Below are 16,270 nucleotides of genomic sequence, written 5' to 3' on the forward strand. Positions count from 1 at the left end.
TCAGCTCTTGCTGGTGGTCACTACCATCGGCGGAGCTGCCGTCTGCGCCGGAATATCTTTTTCGCTCTGCTCGGCGTTGGGCGACATCGTGCCGATAAGCGGTCGTCAATTCATCGCGGCACACGTGGCCGGCGATGAGATGAATCCGCTGGGAGAACAACGCGCTGCAGCCTTGATGTCCCGCATCGATAGACTGGAGTCGATCGTATCGATGCGTGATTTCTGGAAGTTCTGATCGGGTTTTTGCGGGGTTGAATGTAGCCGCACTGCCAGGCGCCCGTTGGGGATTTAGCGTTTGCCATGAAAGCCCCACAGGCCGGAAGTGACTATTCGGCCCGGAGAGTTGCAGACTTGTCCGACGCTTCCACGTGTCCGCAGAAGGCATCGCGTACGAGAGTCCCGAGATTACGCTGGCTGAACGGGCCGTTTCTTTGTCACCTCGACGAAGCTCCGGACGGTCTTGGACCTGTTGGTCCTCTTCCATACCAGTACGGTTTGTATTCGAAAGGCCGGATGATTGATCGGACGCACTTCTACATTGCGTCCCAGAAAGCCGATGAGGCTCTTTGGATATATGGTTACACCAAGCCCCGCGGCTACCAGTCCAAGCAATGCCAACGTGTTCGACGCCTCCAGGCGGACATTCATGGCGATCCCTTCCGCGGAAAACATGTCGTTGAGTCGCCAGCGATAGGCCTCCCACTCAATCATGTCACCCAGGATCAGATCCTCCCCGGCGAGGTCTGTTGGACTTATCTCGCGCAATCGCGCAAGCCGATGATTTAGAGGGGTCACGACATAAAGAGGATCTGCCGCCAGTCTGAGGCTTTGAAAGTCAGCGTGGTCGAAAGGCCCGATCATGTAGCCGATATCGACTTCATCCTGTGCCAGAGCCACCTTCTGTCCCTGGGTGCGCATGTAGCGCAAATTCATTTCGACATGCGGATAGAGCCGCCTGTAATGCGACACTGCGTGAGGCATCAATTCCGTCGCGGCGAAGGCCATGTAGGCGAGACGCAAAATGCCAGTCTTGCCTTCCGCCACCAGCCTCGCTGCACCCACAGCGCGCGCGTAGCCCTGCAGCAGTTTCGCATTTTCCTCGTAGAAAGTTCGTCCTGCCGGCGTAAGCGATACTTCGCGCGTGGTCCGCTCGAACAGTGCGAATCCCAGGATATGTTCCAGCTTTTGGATGCGGCGTGTCAGAGCCGACTGATCGATATTCAACCGCTCTGCGCTGCGGCGAAAGTTAAGCTCTTCCGCCACGACCACAAAGGAGTTCGTGAGCTCAAGACCTCCTTCAGCTTCCATGCCGGCGTTCTCCGTGAACACGGTGAAACATATCGATTGATGCATGCAACGCAAGAATAATTGGCGAACGACCATTTCCGGGCGGCCGCCCGCCTCGGCATCCTTGCACCGAGTGACCGGCCCCGATGCGCTTGACGGTCATCGGATGAAACCCAAAGCGCCGACAACAGGGTACCGCCATGAGCGACATAGATAACAGGGAACTCAATCGCATGCTCCAGCAGGCGTTCGACGCGTCGACAAAGATTTATCAGGAGCGCGGCTTCCAGCGTCGCATCGGGTTTGGCAGGCGTCCGGCGCTGGTCAGTGTCGATCTCGCAAACGCATGGACGCGCCCGGGCAATCCCTTCACCTGTGATCAGGAGGCGATGGACAACGAACTAATTCCGGGCATGCAGCGCCTGCTCAAGGCTTGCCGCGCCAACGGCCATCCGGTGATCCATGTGACCACCGCCTACGAAATTACCGACCGCAACTCGCCGTTCACGGACATGGGCCTATGGCATTGCAAGATTCCGATCGAGGTCGTCAATCTCAAGGACAAGGACCTCTGGGCGATCGACTCGCGCATCGCGCCGGTGGACGGCGAATATACTTTGCTGAAGAAGCGGGCCAGTGCGTTCCACGGTACGGGCCTTGCGGGTACTTTGCGCGCTGCCGGCATCGATACCATCCTTGTCACCGGCGTCACAGCGACGGCCTGCGTCCGCACCACCATCTGTGACGGGCTCGCCGACGGTTTTCGCACGATTGCCGTCCGCGAGTGCATCGGAGACCGCGTGCCCGGCGCGGTGGCCTGGAATCTATATGACATCGATGCCAAATTTGCCGACGTTCACAGTGTCGACGAATGCGTCAACTACCTCAACACGGTCGGAGCTGCGCCCATGGCGGCGGAATGAACGGAAGGCGTTTTCGCGAACCGGTGCGGCGATGCGCGGCTGCGCATCGCTATTTGTTCGACCCTGCGCATCGCAGCTAAAGAGCCCTGAACATTACAAACGCGTCGACGTAACTTCCGGAAGGGCGCCGAAACGCGAGCTGCAAGCGACCGACGATGTCGAAGCCGAGAGATTGCCAAAGGCGCACCGCCTGCTCGTTTGTGCTGACAACGAAATTAAACTGCATGGCGCGGAAACCGCGTTCTCGCGCATAATCAAGCGAATGCTCACACATGCGCCGTGCGATGCCTCGGCCTTGAGCAGACACGTGTGTCATGTAGCCGCAGTTGGCCACATGACTGCCCCCGCCGGACTGGTTCGCGCGGATGTAGTAGGTGCCAAGTATGCTGCCGTTCTCTTCCGCGATGAAGGTCTCTCGGTCCGACCCCGTCCAATAACGCAGGGCGTCAGTCTCCGTCATCTCAACGGGGAGGGCGTACGTCTCTCCGGCTCTGACTATGGGTTCGATGATCGACCAGACGGCCGCTTCATCTTTCGTCGTTACAGGTCTGATCGTCAGCACGTCTGTTCCGTTGGATAGCCCAGGCACACGTCCGGCTCGTGCAATCAATCCATGAAATTCTTGTTTGTCATGGCGCAGCTTGGGACGTTGAATTATCGCAAACCGATATCTTCGCTTCGCCACCAGTCAGATGGAAAACCCAGCTCGGTATTCAGGCAGGGTCGAAGACACGACGCCCCTGCGCTCTGACTTCAAGATCCATAGGCGCTTCGTTTTGTCTCCGGCGCTCCTCTGATGGATTCGATCCGAAGGCGGCCTTGAACGCTTTGCTGAGATGAGATCCATCGACGAAGCCGGTTTCCGCGGCGATCGCGGCAAGCGTCAGATCCGTCTTCATCATCCAGCGTGCGTGCTTCAGCCTTAGACGAAGGTAGGCCGTCTGAGGCGATTGTCCAGTCTCTTCCTTGAACAACCGTTCCAGTTGACGTGTGCTCAGGTGCACCTTGGCGGCCAGTTTGGCGATTGACAGAGGGGAGGATAGATTCTGCTCCATGATAAGAAGTGCCCGGGAAATGCGGCTATCCTCGCCGATAAATGCCGTAGGCGGCGCCGACTGAGCCGTTGATCCAGGCTTCATTCTGTCGATCTGCATGATATGAAGGGCCTTCTGAGCGCTGGACAATCCCATCCGAAGCTCGACAATGTGGGCAGCGAGATAGGCGACGCCAATCCCTCCCGAGCATGTTATGCGCTTTCCATCTATGACGAAGAGTTGATCTGCAACCGGCAGCGTCTCGCCAAACTCTTCCAAGAAATCACGGTAGTGATACCAGCTGATGCAACATTTTCTTTGGTGAAGGAGACCGAGGCGCCAGAGAACAAAACTTCCGGTACAGACGCCTATCAAATCAACATTGGTTTCCGCCGCCGCGAGCAGGTACTTCCTGGTTTTGTCGTCGATTTGAGGGCCTCGATGAAGCAGTCCTCCCACGACGACCACATAGTCCAGCTCCGCCGCGTTGATTAATCTGGATGTCGGATACATCAGCAAACCGCTGCTCGATCGGACAGGTTCATCGTTGTGTGACATGATATGCCACTGACACCGGATCGGTCGACTGTTGTCTCCGTCATCTGCCGCAAGACGAAGGACGTCGACAAAATTCGACAGTGCTGTCAGCGTAAAATTATTGGTCAGGATAAAGCCAACGCGAAGAGGTCGGATCGCTTTGTCCATGCTTCTGGCCTTGAACATCTGTCCTGGCACTCGATATCCCGCGACTGGAAAAGTGCTGAATTGGTGAGCACTTCCGGGAGCCGGGCCGTTTCCAACAGCTACACTTCCCATGTCGCATCCTTACATGCCGCAAAAAAAGTGCGACGTATAGTACTTAGCGCCCGCAAATACGAAAAACAGCCGGAACGGGCACAAGGGCGGATTCGGAATGGGACACCCCGGCAGCGGCGCCAAGGGCCGTGCGCAATTTCAGTGGAGGGACTAATGGGCTACCAAATCAGTCGGCGAGGGCTTCTCGCTGGTACGATCGGTGCAGTGGCGACGATGGCCGCGACGCGCGGTGTACGGGCGGAAGGCGGCCAGATCGTCGTCGCGGATTGGGGTGGCGACTGGAATGATCGCGCCGTCCAATTCCTGGAAGCTCCTTATGTCGAGAAGGCAGGCTACACTGTCGTCCGCGATCTCGACGGTTTTGATCAGCGGCGAACGAAAATCATCGCGAGCCGCAGGCTGCCGCGCGCGCCGATGGACGTCGCCCATATGGACGATGCGACCGCGTTTGAACTGAACGCTCTGGATGCGCTCGACAAGATCGACGAGACGGCGGTCCCGCGACTGAAAGATGTCATCCCTCTTTTGAGAACGCCAACGTTCGTACCCTGGCAGTACAGCGCTTGGATCATTGGCTACAATCCCAGCAAGCTGAAGGATGGACCGAAGAGCTTTGGTGATCTCTGGGACCCGAAATACAAGGGCATCATCGGCCTGAGCAACGAGCACTGGTTCCATCACATGGAGTGCGCAGCGCTCAAAATCGGAAAGTCGCTCGACAATATGGATGCCGAGGCCGTGAAGGCCAGCATGATGGAGTGGAAGAAGGCGGCCAGCCCGCGCATCTACCCCAATCATCTCCAGATCGAACAGGCGCTGAAGAATGAAGAGATTTTGATCGCGCCGGAGTACAAGGCGCGGATCTTGCAGTTCGCTTCGGATGGAGTGAATGTCGTTTCTTCGTATCCCGCCGAAGGGGGCATCACCATTATTTTCGGCCTGGTCATGCCCAAAAAAGGCCCCAACCCCGATGGTGGCAAGTTCTACTGCAATGCTCTTCTCGATCCGGATGGCCTGGCAGCATTGGTTCAAAAATCGTTCTATTCGCCGGCGAATACGAAATCGGTGCTGCCAGAAGCGGCCGCAAAACAGATCGCGTTCACTCCCAACGAGCAGAAGGCTCTGCACAACCGGCCGCACGCCTTCTGGCTGAAGAACCGTAGCGACCTTCTTGATTGGTGGAATAAAGAGTTCAAGAGCTGATCACCGCGGCATGGAGAATTCGCAAGGTTCAATCTCCCTGAACGCGAGGCGCCGCGTCACGAAGCGCGGAAGGCGGGCTGTTCCGTACAAGTTGACGGCGCCGGCATTTGTTTTTGTAACCCTGCTGCTGGTCATACCGCTGCTCATGATGCTGCGGCTCAGCCTTTACCGGTACGACCCGGTGCAGATGTATGTTCAGGCGCTGACGTTTGAAAACTACGTCAGGTTTTTCAGGGACGAGTTCTACCAGCAGGTGTTGTGGACCACACTCTGGATTTCAGCCGTCACGACGATGCTGTGCCTCGTCGGTGGATTGGCGGTTGCCTACTACGTGGCCAGAACACGATCGGCCGTTATGCAACGATACCTGATCCTGGCAATCGTTCTGCCGCTATTCATGGGAAACGTGGCAAGAACGGCCGGATGGATCATCATTCTCGACAACAAGGGATTGCTCAATTTTCTGTTGCAGAAGTTCGACCTCGCGAGCGGGGCCGTGCGGCTGCTCTATACCTCCGGCGCCGTGATCACCGGCCTGACATCGGTGTTGCTGCCATTCATGATCGTGACGCTCAACAGCGTCATGCATAATATCGACATATCGCTTGAAGAGGCCTCGCTGAATCTCGGGGCGTCGGGGCTGACCACGTTTCGGCGTATTGTGCTGCCGCTTCTCATGCCGGGCATCTTTGCCGGCTGCGTGCTGTGTTTCATCCTGTCGATGAACGCCTACGCGACGCCGATTTTGATTGGCGGACCCAAATTCTACATGATGGCGCCGACCATCTATAGCCAGATGTCGGCCACCATGAATTGGCCGTTCGGCGCCGCTCTGGCGTTTATTCTGATCTCGTTGACGATGGTGCTCACGGTCGTGTCCGCGGTCATCTTTAATCGATCCGCGCGGGCCGGTGTCGTTCGATGACGGGCGTCGGTCACATCAAGTTTCTGCGACGTATTTACGTTGTCTTCGTTTGGCTTGTCATCCTGTTTGTACTGCTTCCCCTGGCGACAACGATATGGGTTGCGTTCTTCAGCAACAAGATCCTGTCCTTTCCGCCTGAGGGATATACCGCGGCTTGGTTTGTCCAGGCCTGGAATCTCGTGGATTTCAGGAACGGCTTCATCCTCAGCCTTGAGGTCGCCGTAAGCGCCTCGGTTCTTGCGCTCTGCCTCGGTGTCCCCGCGGCGCTCGCAATCGGGCGATACCAGTTTAGAGGCCGGGAATTGATCAACACGGTTCTGATGTCCCCGCTCATGATTCCCGCAATCGTGTCGGGAAGCGCCATCTATCTGTTCTACATCGACGTCCAGATCTTGAGCGATATCCAGCTCGCGGCCACATTCTACGGGCTGACGCTGGCGCACACACTGATCGCGATTCCATGGGTGCTGCGTTTGCTCGTCGCGTCGCTGGCCGGCCTCAATCCGGCGATCGAGGAAGCGTCCCTCAGCCTCGGCGCCAGCCGGCTTGTGACATTCTTCCGCATCACGTTGCCGGTGATCCGGCCGGGAATCACGGCGGGGGCGCTGTTCGGATTCATCGCCTCGTTCGGCGATCTCGAGAAGTCCCTTTTGCTCGTGGGTCCTGGCCGCATCACCTTACCGATCGCGATGATCAACTATCTCGAATACCGGACCGATCCGACGATCATGGCCGTCGCCACCATCCAGATTCTCGTCATCGCGACCGCACTGTTCATTTCGGACCGGTACGTCCGACTCGGCCGTACATTCTGAAGCGCACCACCGGAAGGGCCAAAGGTGTCCAAGATTACTCTCAAGAATGTCGTGAAGCGATACGACTCCAGCGTCGCGGTGAGGGAGATGTCGCTCGAGATCGAGGACGGAGAGTTCCTTGCGCTCCTCGGTCCGAGCGGTTGCGGCAAGACCACAACCCTTCGCATGATCGCGGGCTTCATCGAGGTCAGCGACGGCAGGATTTTCTTCGCGGATCAGGACGTCACCGATCTTCCCGCGAACCGGCGCAACACCGGCATGGTGTTCCAGGGTTTTGCGCTATTCCCGCATATGACCGCGGCGCAGAACGTCGCCTACGGGCTGGAAATGCGCCGCGTTCCCAAAGCGGAGACCAAGGAACGGGTCGCCAAGGTTCTCGATCTCGTGCAACTCGGCGGGTTCGCCGAGAGGATGCCGCGCCAGCTTTCCGGTGGCCAGCAGCAACGCGTTGCGCTGGCGCGCGCACTGGTCATCAACCCTCATGTGCTGTTGCTGGACGAGCCGCTGTCGGCGCTGGACGCCAAGCTGCGGCACGAGGTGAGGCTGCAGATACGGCAGTTGCAGCAGTCGCTTGGTCTCACGACGATTTTCGTGACCCACGACCAGGAAGAGGCTCTGAGCCTGGCCGATAGGCTCGTCGTGATGAATGCCGGACGGATCGAGCAGATCGGGAGCCCCGCCGATCTTTACGAACGGCCGGCGAGTCCGTTCGTGGCCGACTTCATCGGCAAGACGAATTTCTTCAAGGGAACGATGACGGGCGACATGTTTTCGACGGATTTCGGCCTGTCATTGAAAGTCGCTCCGCGCGTCGCAGCCGCGACGCTGTTGGGGGTGCGGCCGGAGAAGATCAAGATCGCAAAGCGCTCCGAAGCCGGACCGGCCGGGCAAGGGGATATCAACGCGATCGACGGTGTCGTCGAACTCGTCAGTTACCTCGGTCCCTCCACGGAATATTGCGTCAGGATTTCCGGAGATCACCGCGTTCTCGTGCAGCAATCCAATCGCGTTGCCGCGGAAGGGCTGGAGGTCGGACAACCGGCGGTGCTTACGATCCCCCCTGAATGGTGTTTCATGTTCAAGGCCGATGCAAATGCCGACGACTTGAAGGCTGTACGTCCGGGATAGGCAAGCCTTTAACGCTGCGCCTGGCGCATGTCGGCGGAAAGTTCGGCATTTGCCGTACCAGCTACGTAGAATTCATCGGGATCAGCAATGTCGCAAGGAGGTGTGTATGCCGTCACAGTTGCATGAAGAGTCGGTCGTCATCGATGGTCTGATCATTTCCAATTTCGGCCGGCCGGTTTTCGAGGACATGCGAAAAGGTGGTCTGACCGCGGTCAATTGCACTTGCTGCGTGTGGGAAGGTTTCACCGATACCATGCGCAATGTGATGCGCTGGAAGAAGTGGTTCAACGATCACAGCGATCTGCTCAAGCAGGTTTACACCACTGAGGATATCCTGGCTGCCAAGCAGGAGGGCAAAACGGGGATCATCCTGGGCTGGCAAAACATATCCGGCATCGAGGACCAGATCGGCTACCTCGGCCTTTTCAAGGAACTGGGAGTCGGTGTCATCCAGATGGCGTACAACACCCAAAATCTCGTCGGTTCCGGCTGCTATGAGACAAAGGACGGCGGATTATCCGACTTCGGTCACGATGTCGTATCCGAGATGAACAGGCTTGGGATTCTCTGCGACCTGTCGCACGTCGGACCTCAGACGAGTATCGACGTGATACTCGCCTCCAAACAGCCCGTCGCGTATTCGCACTGTTTGCCTTCGGGCCTAAAGGCACATCCGCGCAACAAGACCGACGAGCAATTGAAATTTATCGTTGATCACGGAGGCTTCGTGGGCGTGACGATGTTTCCTCCTTTTCTCAAAAGAGGCGCTTCCGCCAAGGTCGACGATTACGTCGAGGCAATCGAATACGTGATCAATATCTGCGGTGAGAAAAACGTCGGTATTGGTACCGATTTCACTCAAGGATATGGACAGCCGTTCTTTGACTGGATCACGCATGACAAGGGATACGGTCGCAAGCTGACGGATTTTGGCGACGTCGTGAATCCGGAAGGGATCCGTACAATCGGCGACTGGCCCAATCTGACGGCGACGATGGAGAAGCGGGGCTGGAGCACAAGCCGTATTGAATCAGTGATCGGCAGAAACTGGCTTGGCCTGCTCAGAAACGTCTGGGGCGCTTAAATGCGGCTGATGACATGGCACTCAGTTCGCTTCTCGATCCTGCCCATCTTCGAAAAGAGAAACATAAATCGGCGTTCGCCCGATGGAGTTCAAGAAATCGATAAGATCGGTTTTTGAAAGAGATGTTGTGCGGCAGTTAGTGAGCGGATGGCAATTGATCGCTGATGCCGCAAGAAGCTGCATGTCTATCACAATCGTAACTCTTTTCTCCTCGTCATTGACTGCCGCCAATACCGATACCGATCCGGGCGCGACGCCCAACAGATCCATAAGGGATTCGGCGGAGCCGAAGGACAATCCACCCTTTGCTCCGATCTTTCGAGCCAAAGACTTAAGGTTAACCGAGACATTTTCCCCGGTTATGAAGAGATAGAAGTTCTTCTTGCCGTCCCGCAAAAAAAGATTCTTCGTGTGGATTCCAGAAATGTCTCCCCGAAGCTTTTGGGACTCCTCCACCGTATGCACGGGCGGATGCTCAAAAGTCTTTGCAGTTATCCCCTTCGTCTGGAGGTAAGCCAGAAGCGCATCGCTTTTCTTCATGTCCATTCGTATAGCCGGTTTTGCCTCGTCAGGAGAAATGTGAAAAATCATGGCACTCCACCGCGTCGAAAGCAATCAGGCGACGGAGCCATTGAAGTTGCCAACGATATCCTGCCATCAAGTCGAGATCAGGAAGCGCTCAGCAAAGGTCGTTAAGCCCTGGCGAAAGGCCGGAACCCAGCCTAATCGATAAGTCTCATTGTACGCTGGTACAGCTACAGAAATCTGAGCGGTAGCTCGACGAATGAGGCATCCGCGCCGCCTCGCAGGAATCGAAGGCGGAGCGGATCTTCGCCGAGAATCCTTTCGCAGTGATCCGCATCCGCTCCGGAGATGGACAGCCTGATTCTGCTGCCCGCGAGAAATGTCCAAGAAACCGGCAGCAACGAAAATCTCAGCAACTCGGGCCGGTCCACCGGCATGCTTTGAGCATCAGCGCGTGCGCAAGAGCGAAACACGCACGGTGTTTGATAGTTAGCCGGCGGATCAGACGGGCGTCTATGCAGCGCACGTAGCAAGCCTTCCGTGACGTAGTGCGCCTGGCCGTCCGGAAATATCTCCGAAATGTATACGTGAAGCGCGAAATCTGTCGCGTTGCTCGAAACCCAAAGTGACGCCGTGCAGTTTCCCGTGATCTCCGCATTCAGCGCAAGCGGGGGACTCGTGTAGTTCAGCATCGCGCGATCGCGACCGTTCCAGTCGGTGTAGTACTCCCGGCTGTCGATAGCCGCGATTCGCTCGTATCGGGTGAAATTGCCGGTTCCTATTTCGAAGTCCACATCATAGCCGTCCGCAGCGGAGGGCCCGGCTGCTTCCGAAAGTTCGCCACCCTCGGAAAGAAAGAAGCGCGTTGACGACCTGAACGGCGGCCAGGTATCCGCAGCCCGCCAGCGCTCTTCGTGGACGGTGAAATAATGGACGGGCTTCTCGTTCCGCAATCCGGTATCGATACCCATCAAATGCTCATCGAAGAACCGGACAATCTCCGCAAAAATATCGAACTCCGGCGTTTCACCGGCACGCCATCGTGACGAATTGATGCGTGCCCCGTGATCCCAGGGGCCGAGCAGGAGATATTTGTTGCGATTGGGGAGCGTCAGAAACCGACTTATCGCGCCATTGGCGTAGCCGGCGCCGTCCATCCATCCGGAAACGGAATAAACCGCGACGTCATCCCTCGTTCCAGCCGAATAGCTGGAGGGGCTGATGCTGCTCGAAGACAGGCCCTGATAGTCCAGCAGAGGTTCGTTTCTGAAAGCCAGTGCACGCATGAAGTCGGGCATGCGAAAGTTACCTGCATGCTCGGCGACCGCCGCCTTGCATTCGGATCCATCCGCATCGTCGTCCACCGGCTGCGGCCCGCGGAAGTTTGGATCGGAGTAATAGGAGAATTGCTTCAGGATATCTCGTTGGTCCTGGTCGAGGCCCAGCATCAGTCGCTCGTAGACGTCAGCCAGACTCGTGAGCAGAATCCCGCCGGGATAATAATTGTCCAGATAAGTATCCCAAACCGCGAACAAGGGTGCGATAGCCTTGACGGCGCGATGTGACGTGCTCGCCAGAAAGTCGCTGGCGGCGCCGAGATAGGATATGCCCGTCGCGCCGAGAGCGCCGTTCGACCACGGTTGTGCGATGATCCAGTCGGCGATCTCGTGGGCGTCGTCGCGTTCACGCGGCGAGCGGAAGCTGTCGCGTGTCCCGAAGCTCGCGCCGGTGCCGCGAACGTCGACGATGACAACTGCATAACCGCGCGGGACAAAGGCGTCGCGATATTTCGCAACGTTGGGCGATGGTTCGACGTCTTTCGCCGCCGGATCGACCGCAAAACGCCGGTAATACGGCGTCTGGATCAGGATTGTCGGCCAATGCGTGCCCTTGTCATCCCCGCCGGGCAGATAGATATCAGCCGCGATGTTGCAGCCATCCCGCATCGTCAGATAGACCGACCTGGGCCGCTGTATCAGATACGCCGCTGGCCTGCCCTGGATGTACCTGCTTGGCGGTACGATCCAGCTATTCCCTCTCAAGTCGTTGTCAGCCATTCCTGCGATTTCCGGAAGATGCGTCGCCTGCGAGCGTTCCATGGTCGGTTGCGGAACGCAAAATTGCGGTGACGGAATCAGCACCTTTCGCACCGAACGGGCAAGGCGTGACGGTCTCCTTGTCGCTTATCTACGAGCGGAGTGTCGCACGCTTCCAACCGATTGCGTATGGTGCCCGCGCGTCCCGCACAAAGCGAGCAGCGGTACCCGGCGCTTATTGCGAATTTCTACAAAGATTGTGTCGCATCGATAACAGCAAATCGCCGACCTTGGATGTCAATTAAATTGAGCAAGAAGGAGTGAAGATGAACGACATCACAGTCTATCGCGCACGCAAGGTCATCACGATGGATGCCGGTCGTCCGTTTGCCAGCTGCGTTGCTGTGATGGACGGCCGTGTCCTGTCGACGGGAACGATTGAGTCGATGCAGCCATGGCTCAAGCGTTATCCGCACAAAATCGACGACACATTCGCAGACAAGGTCATCATGCCGGGGCTGATCGACCCTCATACGCATTTTGCGTTTTCGGCGGGCTATCTCGCCATGCACTATATCGGGCCGATCGATTCGCCGGGGCCGGCCGGGATCAACCCGGGCCTGCCGACACGCCCCGAGGTCATCGCCAAGCTGCGCGAGGCCGACAAGTCCGATCCCGATTCTACCGCGCCGCTGATCGCCTGGGGCCTCGATCCAGCCTCACAAGGCGGCCATCTCCATCGCGACGAACTTGATCAGGTTTCCACAACGCGACCGATCTGGGTTATCTCCTATGCCCCGCACTTCACCTATCTGAACAGCGCGGCGCTGGTCCGGGCCAAGGTGCCCGACAACTCCAACGTCCATGGCGTGATGCGTTATCCCGATGGCCGGTTGAACGGCCAGTTTGTTGAGCTTGAAGCCGGTCGTGTCGCGCTCGGCGCGATGAGGGACGCCATCGCCGAGCGCGGCGGTGTCGAGGGGTTGCGCAGGATGGGTGATATCGCCCGCAAGGCAGGCGTAACGACGACCGCCGAGATGATTTTCGGGAAGGGCAGCTTCGAGAATGAATGGCAACTGCATGCGAAAGTGGTGCCAGACGACAGCTACCCGGTACGCATGGGGCTGGTGTCGCTGGAGATGTCGCTCTACGCGGACCATGGCAGCAAGTCCGTGGATTTCTTGTTGGAGGCAATGAAGCGGAGCAACGACAAGCTGTTCTTTCACGGCGTCAAGTTCCTGTCGGACGGATCATTCCCGGCGATGTCGCTGCGCCTCAACTTCCCGGGTTATCTCGACGGCAGCAACGGTCTGAGGAACGATGTTCCCTGGGATGAGCTCCACGAGCGCATGCTTCCGTTCTGGAAAGCGGGCATTCAGATACATTGTCACGCCAATGGCGACGAAGCGGTCGATGCCTCGCTGAATGCGCTTGCGAAGCTACAGAACATCCAGCCGAAGTTCGATCATCGCTTCACCCTCGAACACTATTGCATCAGCACGCCCGATCAGGCCCGCCGGCTCAAGGCTTTGGGCGGTGTGGCCAGCGTGAACAACTACTTCGTACACTATCGCAGTCAGTTGCACAGCGAGGAGGGATTTGGCCCCGACCGGTCAGAGGCGGTGGCGCGGCTGGGCTCGCTTGAACGGGAAGGCGTGATCTTCGCGTTGCATTCCGACTATTCGTTGGTCCTTGTGCCGCTGCATCCGTTGACCGCCGCGTGGGTCGCGGTGAACCGCATTGCGCTTGACGGGAAGACGGTGCTTGCGCCGGGTGAAAGGATCAGCGTCGAGCGGGCCTTGCGCGCGATCACCATCGACGCCGCCTATGTTCTCGGCGCGGAGCAAAGACTGGGCAGTCTCGAACCCGGCAAGCTGGCCGATTTCGCGATCCTTGAAAGTGACCCGTTCGAGGTCGACCCGATGGATCTGAAGGACATCAAAATCTGGGGCACGGTCCTCGGCGGAAGAATTCAACCGGCATGACTTCGGGCCCGCAAAAGGGAGCGGATGGCGCCGGAGATTTGCGCCGTCTGGCAGCCGGCCGCGAAACCCTGGCGATGCTGACGGGAATCTTCGAGGCCGCCCGGTTGATTCCTGCTCAGACAGCGGCAAAGACCGGATCGTTGCCGCTGACCGTCATCAGCGGCTTTCTCGGTGCCGGGAAGACGACGCTGGTCAATCGCCTCCTGTCCGAAACTCACGGGCGGCGGATCGCGGTGCTCGTCAACGACTTCGGCGCCGTCAATATCGATGAAGAACTGATACGCTCGCGAAGCGAAGATGCGATCGGCCTGGCTAATGGGTGCGCTTGCTGCTCGATCGCGGGAGACCTCACAAGGGCCCTGCTTCGGTTGCTTCAGAGACCCGATCCGCCGGATGCTATTGTTCTCGAGGCCAGTGGGCTCGCCGATCCGCACGGCATCGCGCAGGTCGCGCTGGCAAATCCGGCAATTCGGCTGGACGGGGTCCTGACGCTGGTGGACGGGGAGACGTTCCTTAACCGGATCCGCGATCCTGAAATCCTGCCGACCATTTCGTCCCAACTCATGGCGGCGGATCTGGTCGTCCTGAACAAGACCGACCTGATCAACGGCAACAGGCATCTCGTTCGGTCGCGCCTCGAGGAATTTGCCGGGCAGCGAACGATCATCGAGGTGGTGCAGGCCGATGTTCCCGTTGACATCGTGCTTGGAGTTAACACGAAGCGGTCCTCAAGTTTCCAGTGCGCCATGGAAGGGCACGCATCCGCGTTCTCGAGCTGGACATGCAGCTGGGACGTTCCGCTCGATCGGGACTGGTTGGCGGCCGCGTTGCGTCAGCTTCCAGCGTATGTGATCAGGGCGAAGGGAATTTTTCATTTTGAAAATGAGCCGGCGCGTCGTTTCGTCTATCAGCGCGTAGGGCGGCGCGAGAATCTTGAGGCGGAAGCGGTGTCGCCGTCGCCACCGCGCTCCCGCCTCGTGGTCATAGGTTCGTCCGCCGCGTGGAACCCGAGGGATATCTCCCGGCATTTTCCGCCGTGCCGATAAGCAACCGCGTGATCAGGCCTCGATGAATCGCAGGGCCGGCGCTCCCCGGGTGAGGCCCTCGCCGTCGGCTTTGGGAGGACGGATTTTTCCAAATCGCCGGTCAAGCAGATGTCGCCTGCATCCAATCCCGGTGGCGGTCCGATGCTGGCAGGAATGAGCGCGCGGGTAGTAATGTTCTACTTGAACAGATACGGGTCCTATGCAGAAATTTTCAGCGCTTTCCCTGTTTCGGCGCGGCCTTGGCGGCCATGCAAACTGGCAACGGCAGTGGCGCTCGCCCGATCCAAAGCCGCAATACGATGTCGTGATTGTCGGCGGCGGCGGTCACGGCCTCGCCACGGCCTTCTATCTGGCGGACCGGTACGGCATATCGAACGTCGCGGTCGTGGAACGGGGCTGGCTTGGTGGCGGCAACACCGGGCGCAACACGACGATCATTCGCTCGAACTATCTGTTTGACGAAAGCGCCAGGCTGTACGAACACGCCTTGAAGCTTTGGGAGGGCCTGTCGCAGGAGCTCAATTACAACGTCATGTATTCGCCGCGCGGCGTGCTGATGCTGGCGCACAACATCCACGACGTCCAGAGCTTCAAGCGGCATGTTCATGCCAACAGGCTGAACGGCATCGACAATGAATGGCTATCGCCGCAGGAGTGCAAGGAGTTCTGTCCGCCATTGAACGTCGGCGGCGCCATGCGCTATCCCATTCTCGGCGGCGCGTTGCAGCGGCGCGGCGGCACCGCGCGGCACGACGCCGTGGCATGGGGATATGCGCGAGCGGCGGATGCCCGAGGCGTCGATATCCTCGAGAATTGCGAAGTGACAGGGATCAGGCGCGGACCATCCGGCGCCGTCACGGGTGTCGACACGTCTCGCGGGTTCATTGCGGCGAAAAAGGTCGGGGTCGTTGCCGCCGGCAACACCAGTGTCGTGATGGACATGGCGGGCGTGAGATTGCCGCTGGAAAGCTTTCCCTTGCAGGCGCTGGTCTCCGAACCCGTCAAGCCGGCATTTCCGTGCGTGGTGATGTCCAACACCATCCATGCCTATATCTCCCAGTCGGACAAAGGCGAGATGGTCATCGGGGCGGGCACCGATGCCTACACGTCCTACACGCAGCGCGGCGCGCTGCACATCGCCAGTCATACGCTCGATGCGATCTGCGAGCTGGTGCCGATGTTCCGGCGGCTGCGGATGCTTCGTAATTGGGGTGGTGTCGTCGATGTCACGCCGGACCGGTCTCCGATCATTGCCAGGACGCCGATTGCCGGCCTCTATGTGAATTGCGGCTGGGGCACAGGTGGCTTCAAGGCCACGCCCGGATCGGGCGACGTCTTTGCCTGGACGATCGCCAAGGATGAGCCGCATCGGATCAACGCACCCTTCACCATCGAACGTTTCCGGGACGGCGTCCTGATCGACGAAGCCGCCGCCGCCGCCGTTGCCCACTGAACTCAGGACG

15 protein-coding genes are annotated in these 16,270 nt (G+C 58.4%); 10 read left to right on the top strand and 5 right to left on the bottom strand.

Annotated elements, in window-relative coordinates; translation table 11 throughout:
- The first annotated feature begins 7 nt into the window (after positions 1 to 7).
- The gene (locus tag B5527_RS42530; RefSeq protein ID WP_079606826.1) at positions 8 to 235 is read left to right on the top strand and encodes a hypothetical protein; all 228 of its coding nucleotides are present in this window, start codon (positions 8 to 10) and stop codon (positions 233 to 235) included.
- Between the two features lie 170 nt (positions 236 to 405).
- On the opposite strand, the gene B5527_RS42535 is transcribed toward B5527_RS42530, so the two are convergent.
- Positions 406 to 1,308, bottom strand: coding sequence for a LysR family transcriptional regulator (locus B5527_RS42535; RefSeq protein ID WP_079607920.1), 903 nt, complete (start codon positions 1,306 to 1,308; stop codon positions 406 to 408).
- Positions 1,309 to 1,487: 179 nt separating this feature from the next.
- On the opposite strand from B5527_RS42535, the gene B5527_RS42540 reads away from it, so the two are divergent.
- On the top strand, positions 1,488 to 2,210 hold the full coding sequence (locus B5527_RS42540) for an isochorismatase family protein (RefSeq protein WP_079606827.1): 723 nt from the start codon (positions 1,488 to 1,490) through the stop codon (positions 2,208 to 2,210).
- Between the two features lie 76 nt (positions 2,211 to 2,286).
- Here B5527_RS42540 and B5527_RS42545 read toward each other — a convergent pair whose 3' ends face one another.
- Both B5527_RS42545 and B5527_RS42550 read right to left on the bottom strand, forming a co-directional pair.
- The gene (locus B5527_RS42545) at positions 2,287 to 2,769 is read right to left on the bottom strand and encodes a GNAT family N-acetyltransferase (protein ID WP_079607921.1); all 483 of its coding nucleotides are present in this window, start codon (positions 2,767 to 2,769) and stop codon (positions 2,287 to 2,289) included.
- A gap of 154 nt (positions 2,770 to 2,923) precedes the next feature.
- On the bottom strand, positions 2,924 to 3,949 hold the full coding sequence (locus tag B5527_RS42550; RefSeq protein ID WP_245332445.1) for a GlxA family transcriptional regulator: 1,026 nt from the start codon (positions 3,947 to 3,949) through the stop codon (positions 2,924 to 2,926).
- Between the two features lie 264 nt (positions 3,950 to 4,213).
- On the opposite strand from B5527_RS42550, the gene B5527_RS42555 reads away from it, so the two are divergent.
- The 5 genes from B5527_RS42555 (at position 4,214) to B5527_RS42575 (ending at position 9,215) form a co-directional block, all read left to right on the top strand.
- Positions 4,214 to 5,263, top strand: coding sequence for an ABC transporter substrate-binding protein (locus B5527_RS42555; protein ID WP_079606829.1), 1,050 nt, complete (start codon positions 4,214 to 4,216; stop codon positions 5,261 to 5,263).
- A gap of 10 nt (positions 5,264 to 5,273) precedes the next feature.
- Positions 5,274 to 6,188 (top strand): ABC transporter permease, encoded by a 915-nt coding sequence (locus tag B5527_RS42560; protein WP_079606830.1) that lies wholly within the window; start codon positions 5,274 to 5,276, stop codon positions 6,186 to 6,188.
- Positions 6,185 to 7,003, top strand: a complete 819-nt coding sequence (locus tag B5527_RS42565) for an ABC transporter permease (protein ID WP_079606831.1) — start codon at positions 6,185 to 6,187, stop codon at positions 7,001 to 7,003. The genes B5527_RS42560 and B5527_RS42565 overlap by 4 nt, the downstream gene beginning before the upstream one ends.
- Positions 7,004 to 7,027: 24 nt before the next feature.
- A complete protein-coding gene (locus tag B5527_RS42570) occupies positions 7,028 to 8,131 on the top strand; it encodes an ABC transporter ATP-binding protein (protein WP_079606832.1) in 1,104 nt (367 codons plus the stop codon).
- Between the two features lie 106 nt (positions 8,132 to 8,237).
- Entirely contained in the window at positions 8,238 to 9,215 is a 978-nt protein-coding gene (locus tag B5527_RS42575) for a dipeptidase (RefSeq protein ID WP_079606833.1), read from the top strand.
- Positions 9,216 to 9,236: 21 nt separating this feature from the next.
- On the opposite strand, the gene B5527_RS42580 is transcribed toward B5527_RS42575, so the two are convergent.
- Together B5527_RS42580 and B5527_RS42585 are read right to left on the bottom strand one after the other, a co-directional pair.
- The gene (locus B5527_RS42580) at positions 9,237 to 9,761 is read right to left on the bottom strand and encodes a prolyl-tRNA synthetase associated domain-containing protein (protein ID WP_338065079.1); all 525 of its coding nucleotides are present in this window, start codon (positions 9,759 to 9,761) and stop codon (positions 9,237 to 9,239) included.
- A gap of 209 nt (positions 9,762 to 9,970) precedes the next feature.
- Positions 9,971 to 11,797 carry a CocE/NonD family hydrolase gene (locus tag B5527_RS42585; RefSeq protein ID WP_079607923.1) on the bottom strand — a complete coding sequence of 609 codons (1,827 nt, stop codon included), beginning with the start codon at positions 11,795 to 11,797 and terminating at the stop codon, positions 9,971 to 9,973.
- A gap of 305 nt (positions 11,798 to 12,102) precedes the next feature.
- On the opposite strand from B5527_RS42585, the gene B5527_RS42590 reads away from it, so the two are divergent.
- From B5527_RS42590 to B5527_RS42600, 3 genes are all read left to right on the top strand, one after another.
- Entirely contained in the window at positions 12,103 to 13,761 is a 1,659-nt protein-coding gene (locus B5527_RS42590; protein WP_079606834.1) for an amidohydrolase, read from the top strand.
- On the top strand, positions 13,758 to 14,807 hold the full coding sequence (locus B5527_RS42595; RefSeq protein ID WP_079606835.1) for a CobW family GTP-binding protein: 1,050 nt from the start codon (positions 13,758 to 13,760) through the stop codon (positions 14,805 to 14,807). Before B5527_RS42590 ends, B5527_RS42595 begins: the two co-directional genes overlap by 4 nt.
- A 199-nt stretch (positions 14,808 to 15,006) precedes the next feature.
- Entirely contained in the window at positions 15,007 to 16,260 is a 1,254-nt protein-coding gene (locus B5527_RS42600; RefSeq protein WP_079606836.1) for a sarcosine oxidase subunit beta family protein, read from the top strand.
- Positions 16,261 to 16,270: the final 10 nt, after the last annotated feature.

The sequence above is a fragment of the Bradyrhizobium erythrophlei genome (assembly GCF_900129425.1).
Taxonomy (GTDB): Bacteria; Pseudomonadota; Alphaproteobacteria; order Rhizobiales; family Xanthobacteraceae; genus Bradyrhizobium; species Bradyrhizobium erythrophlei_C.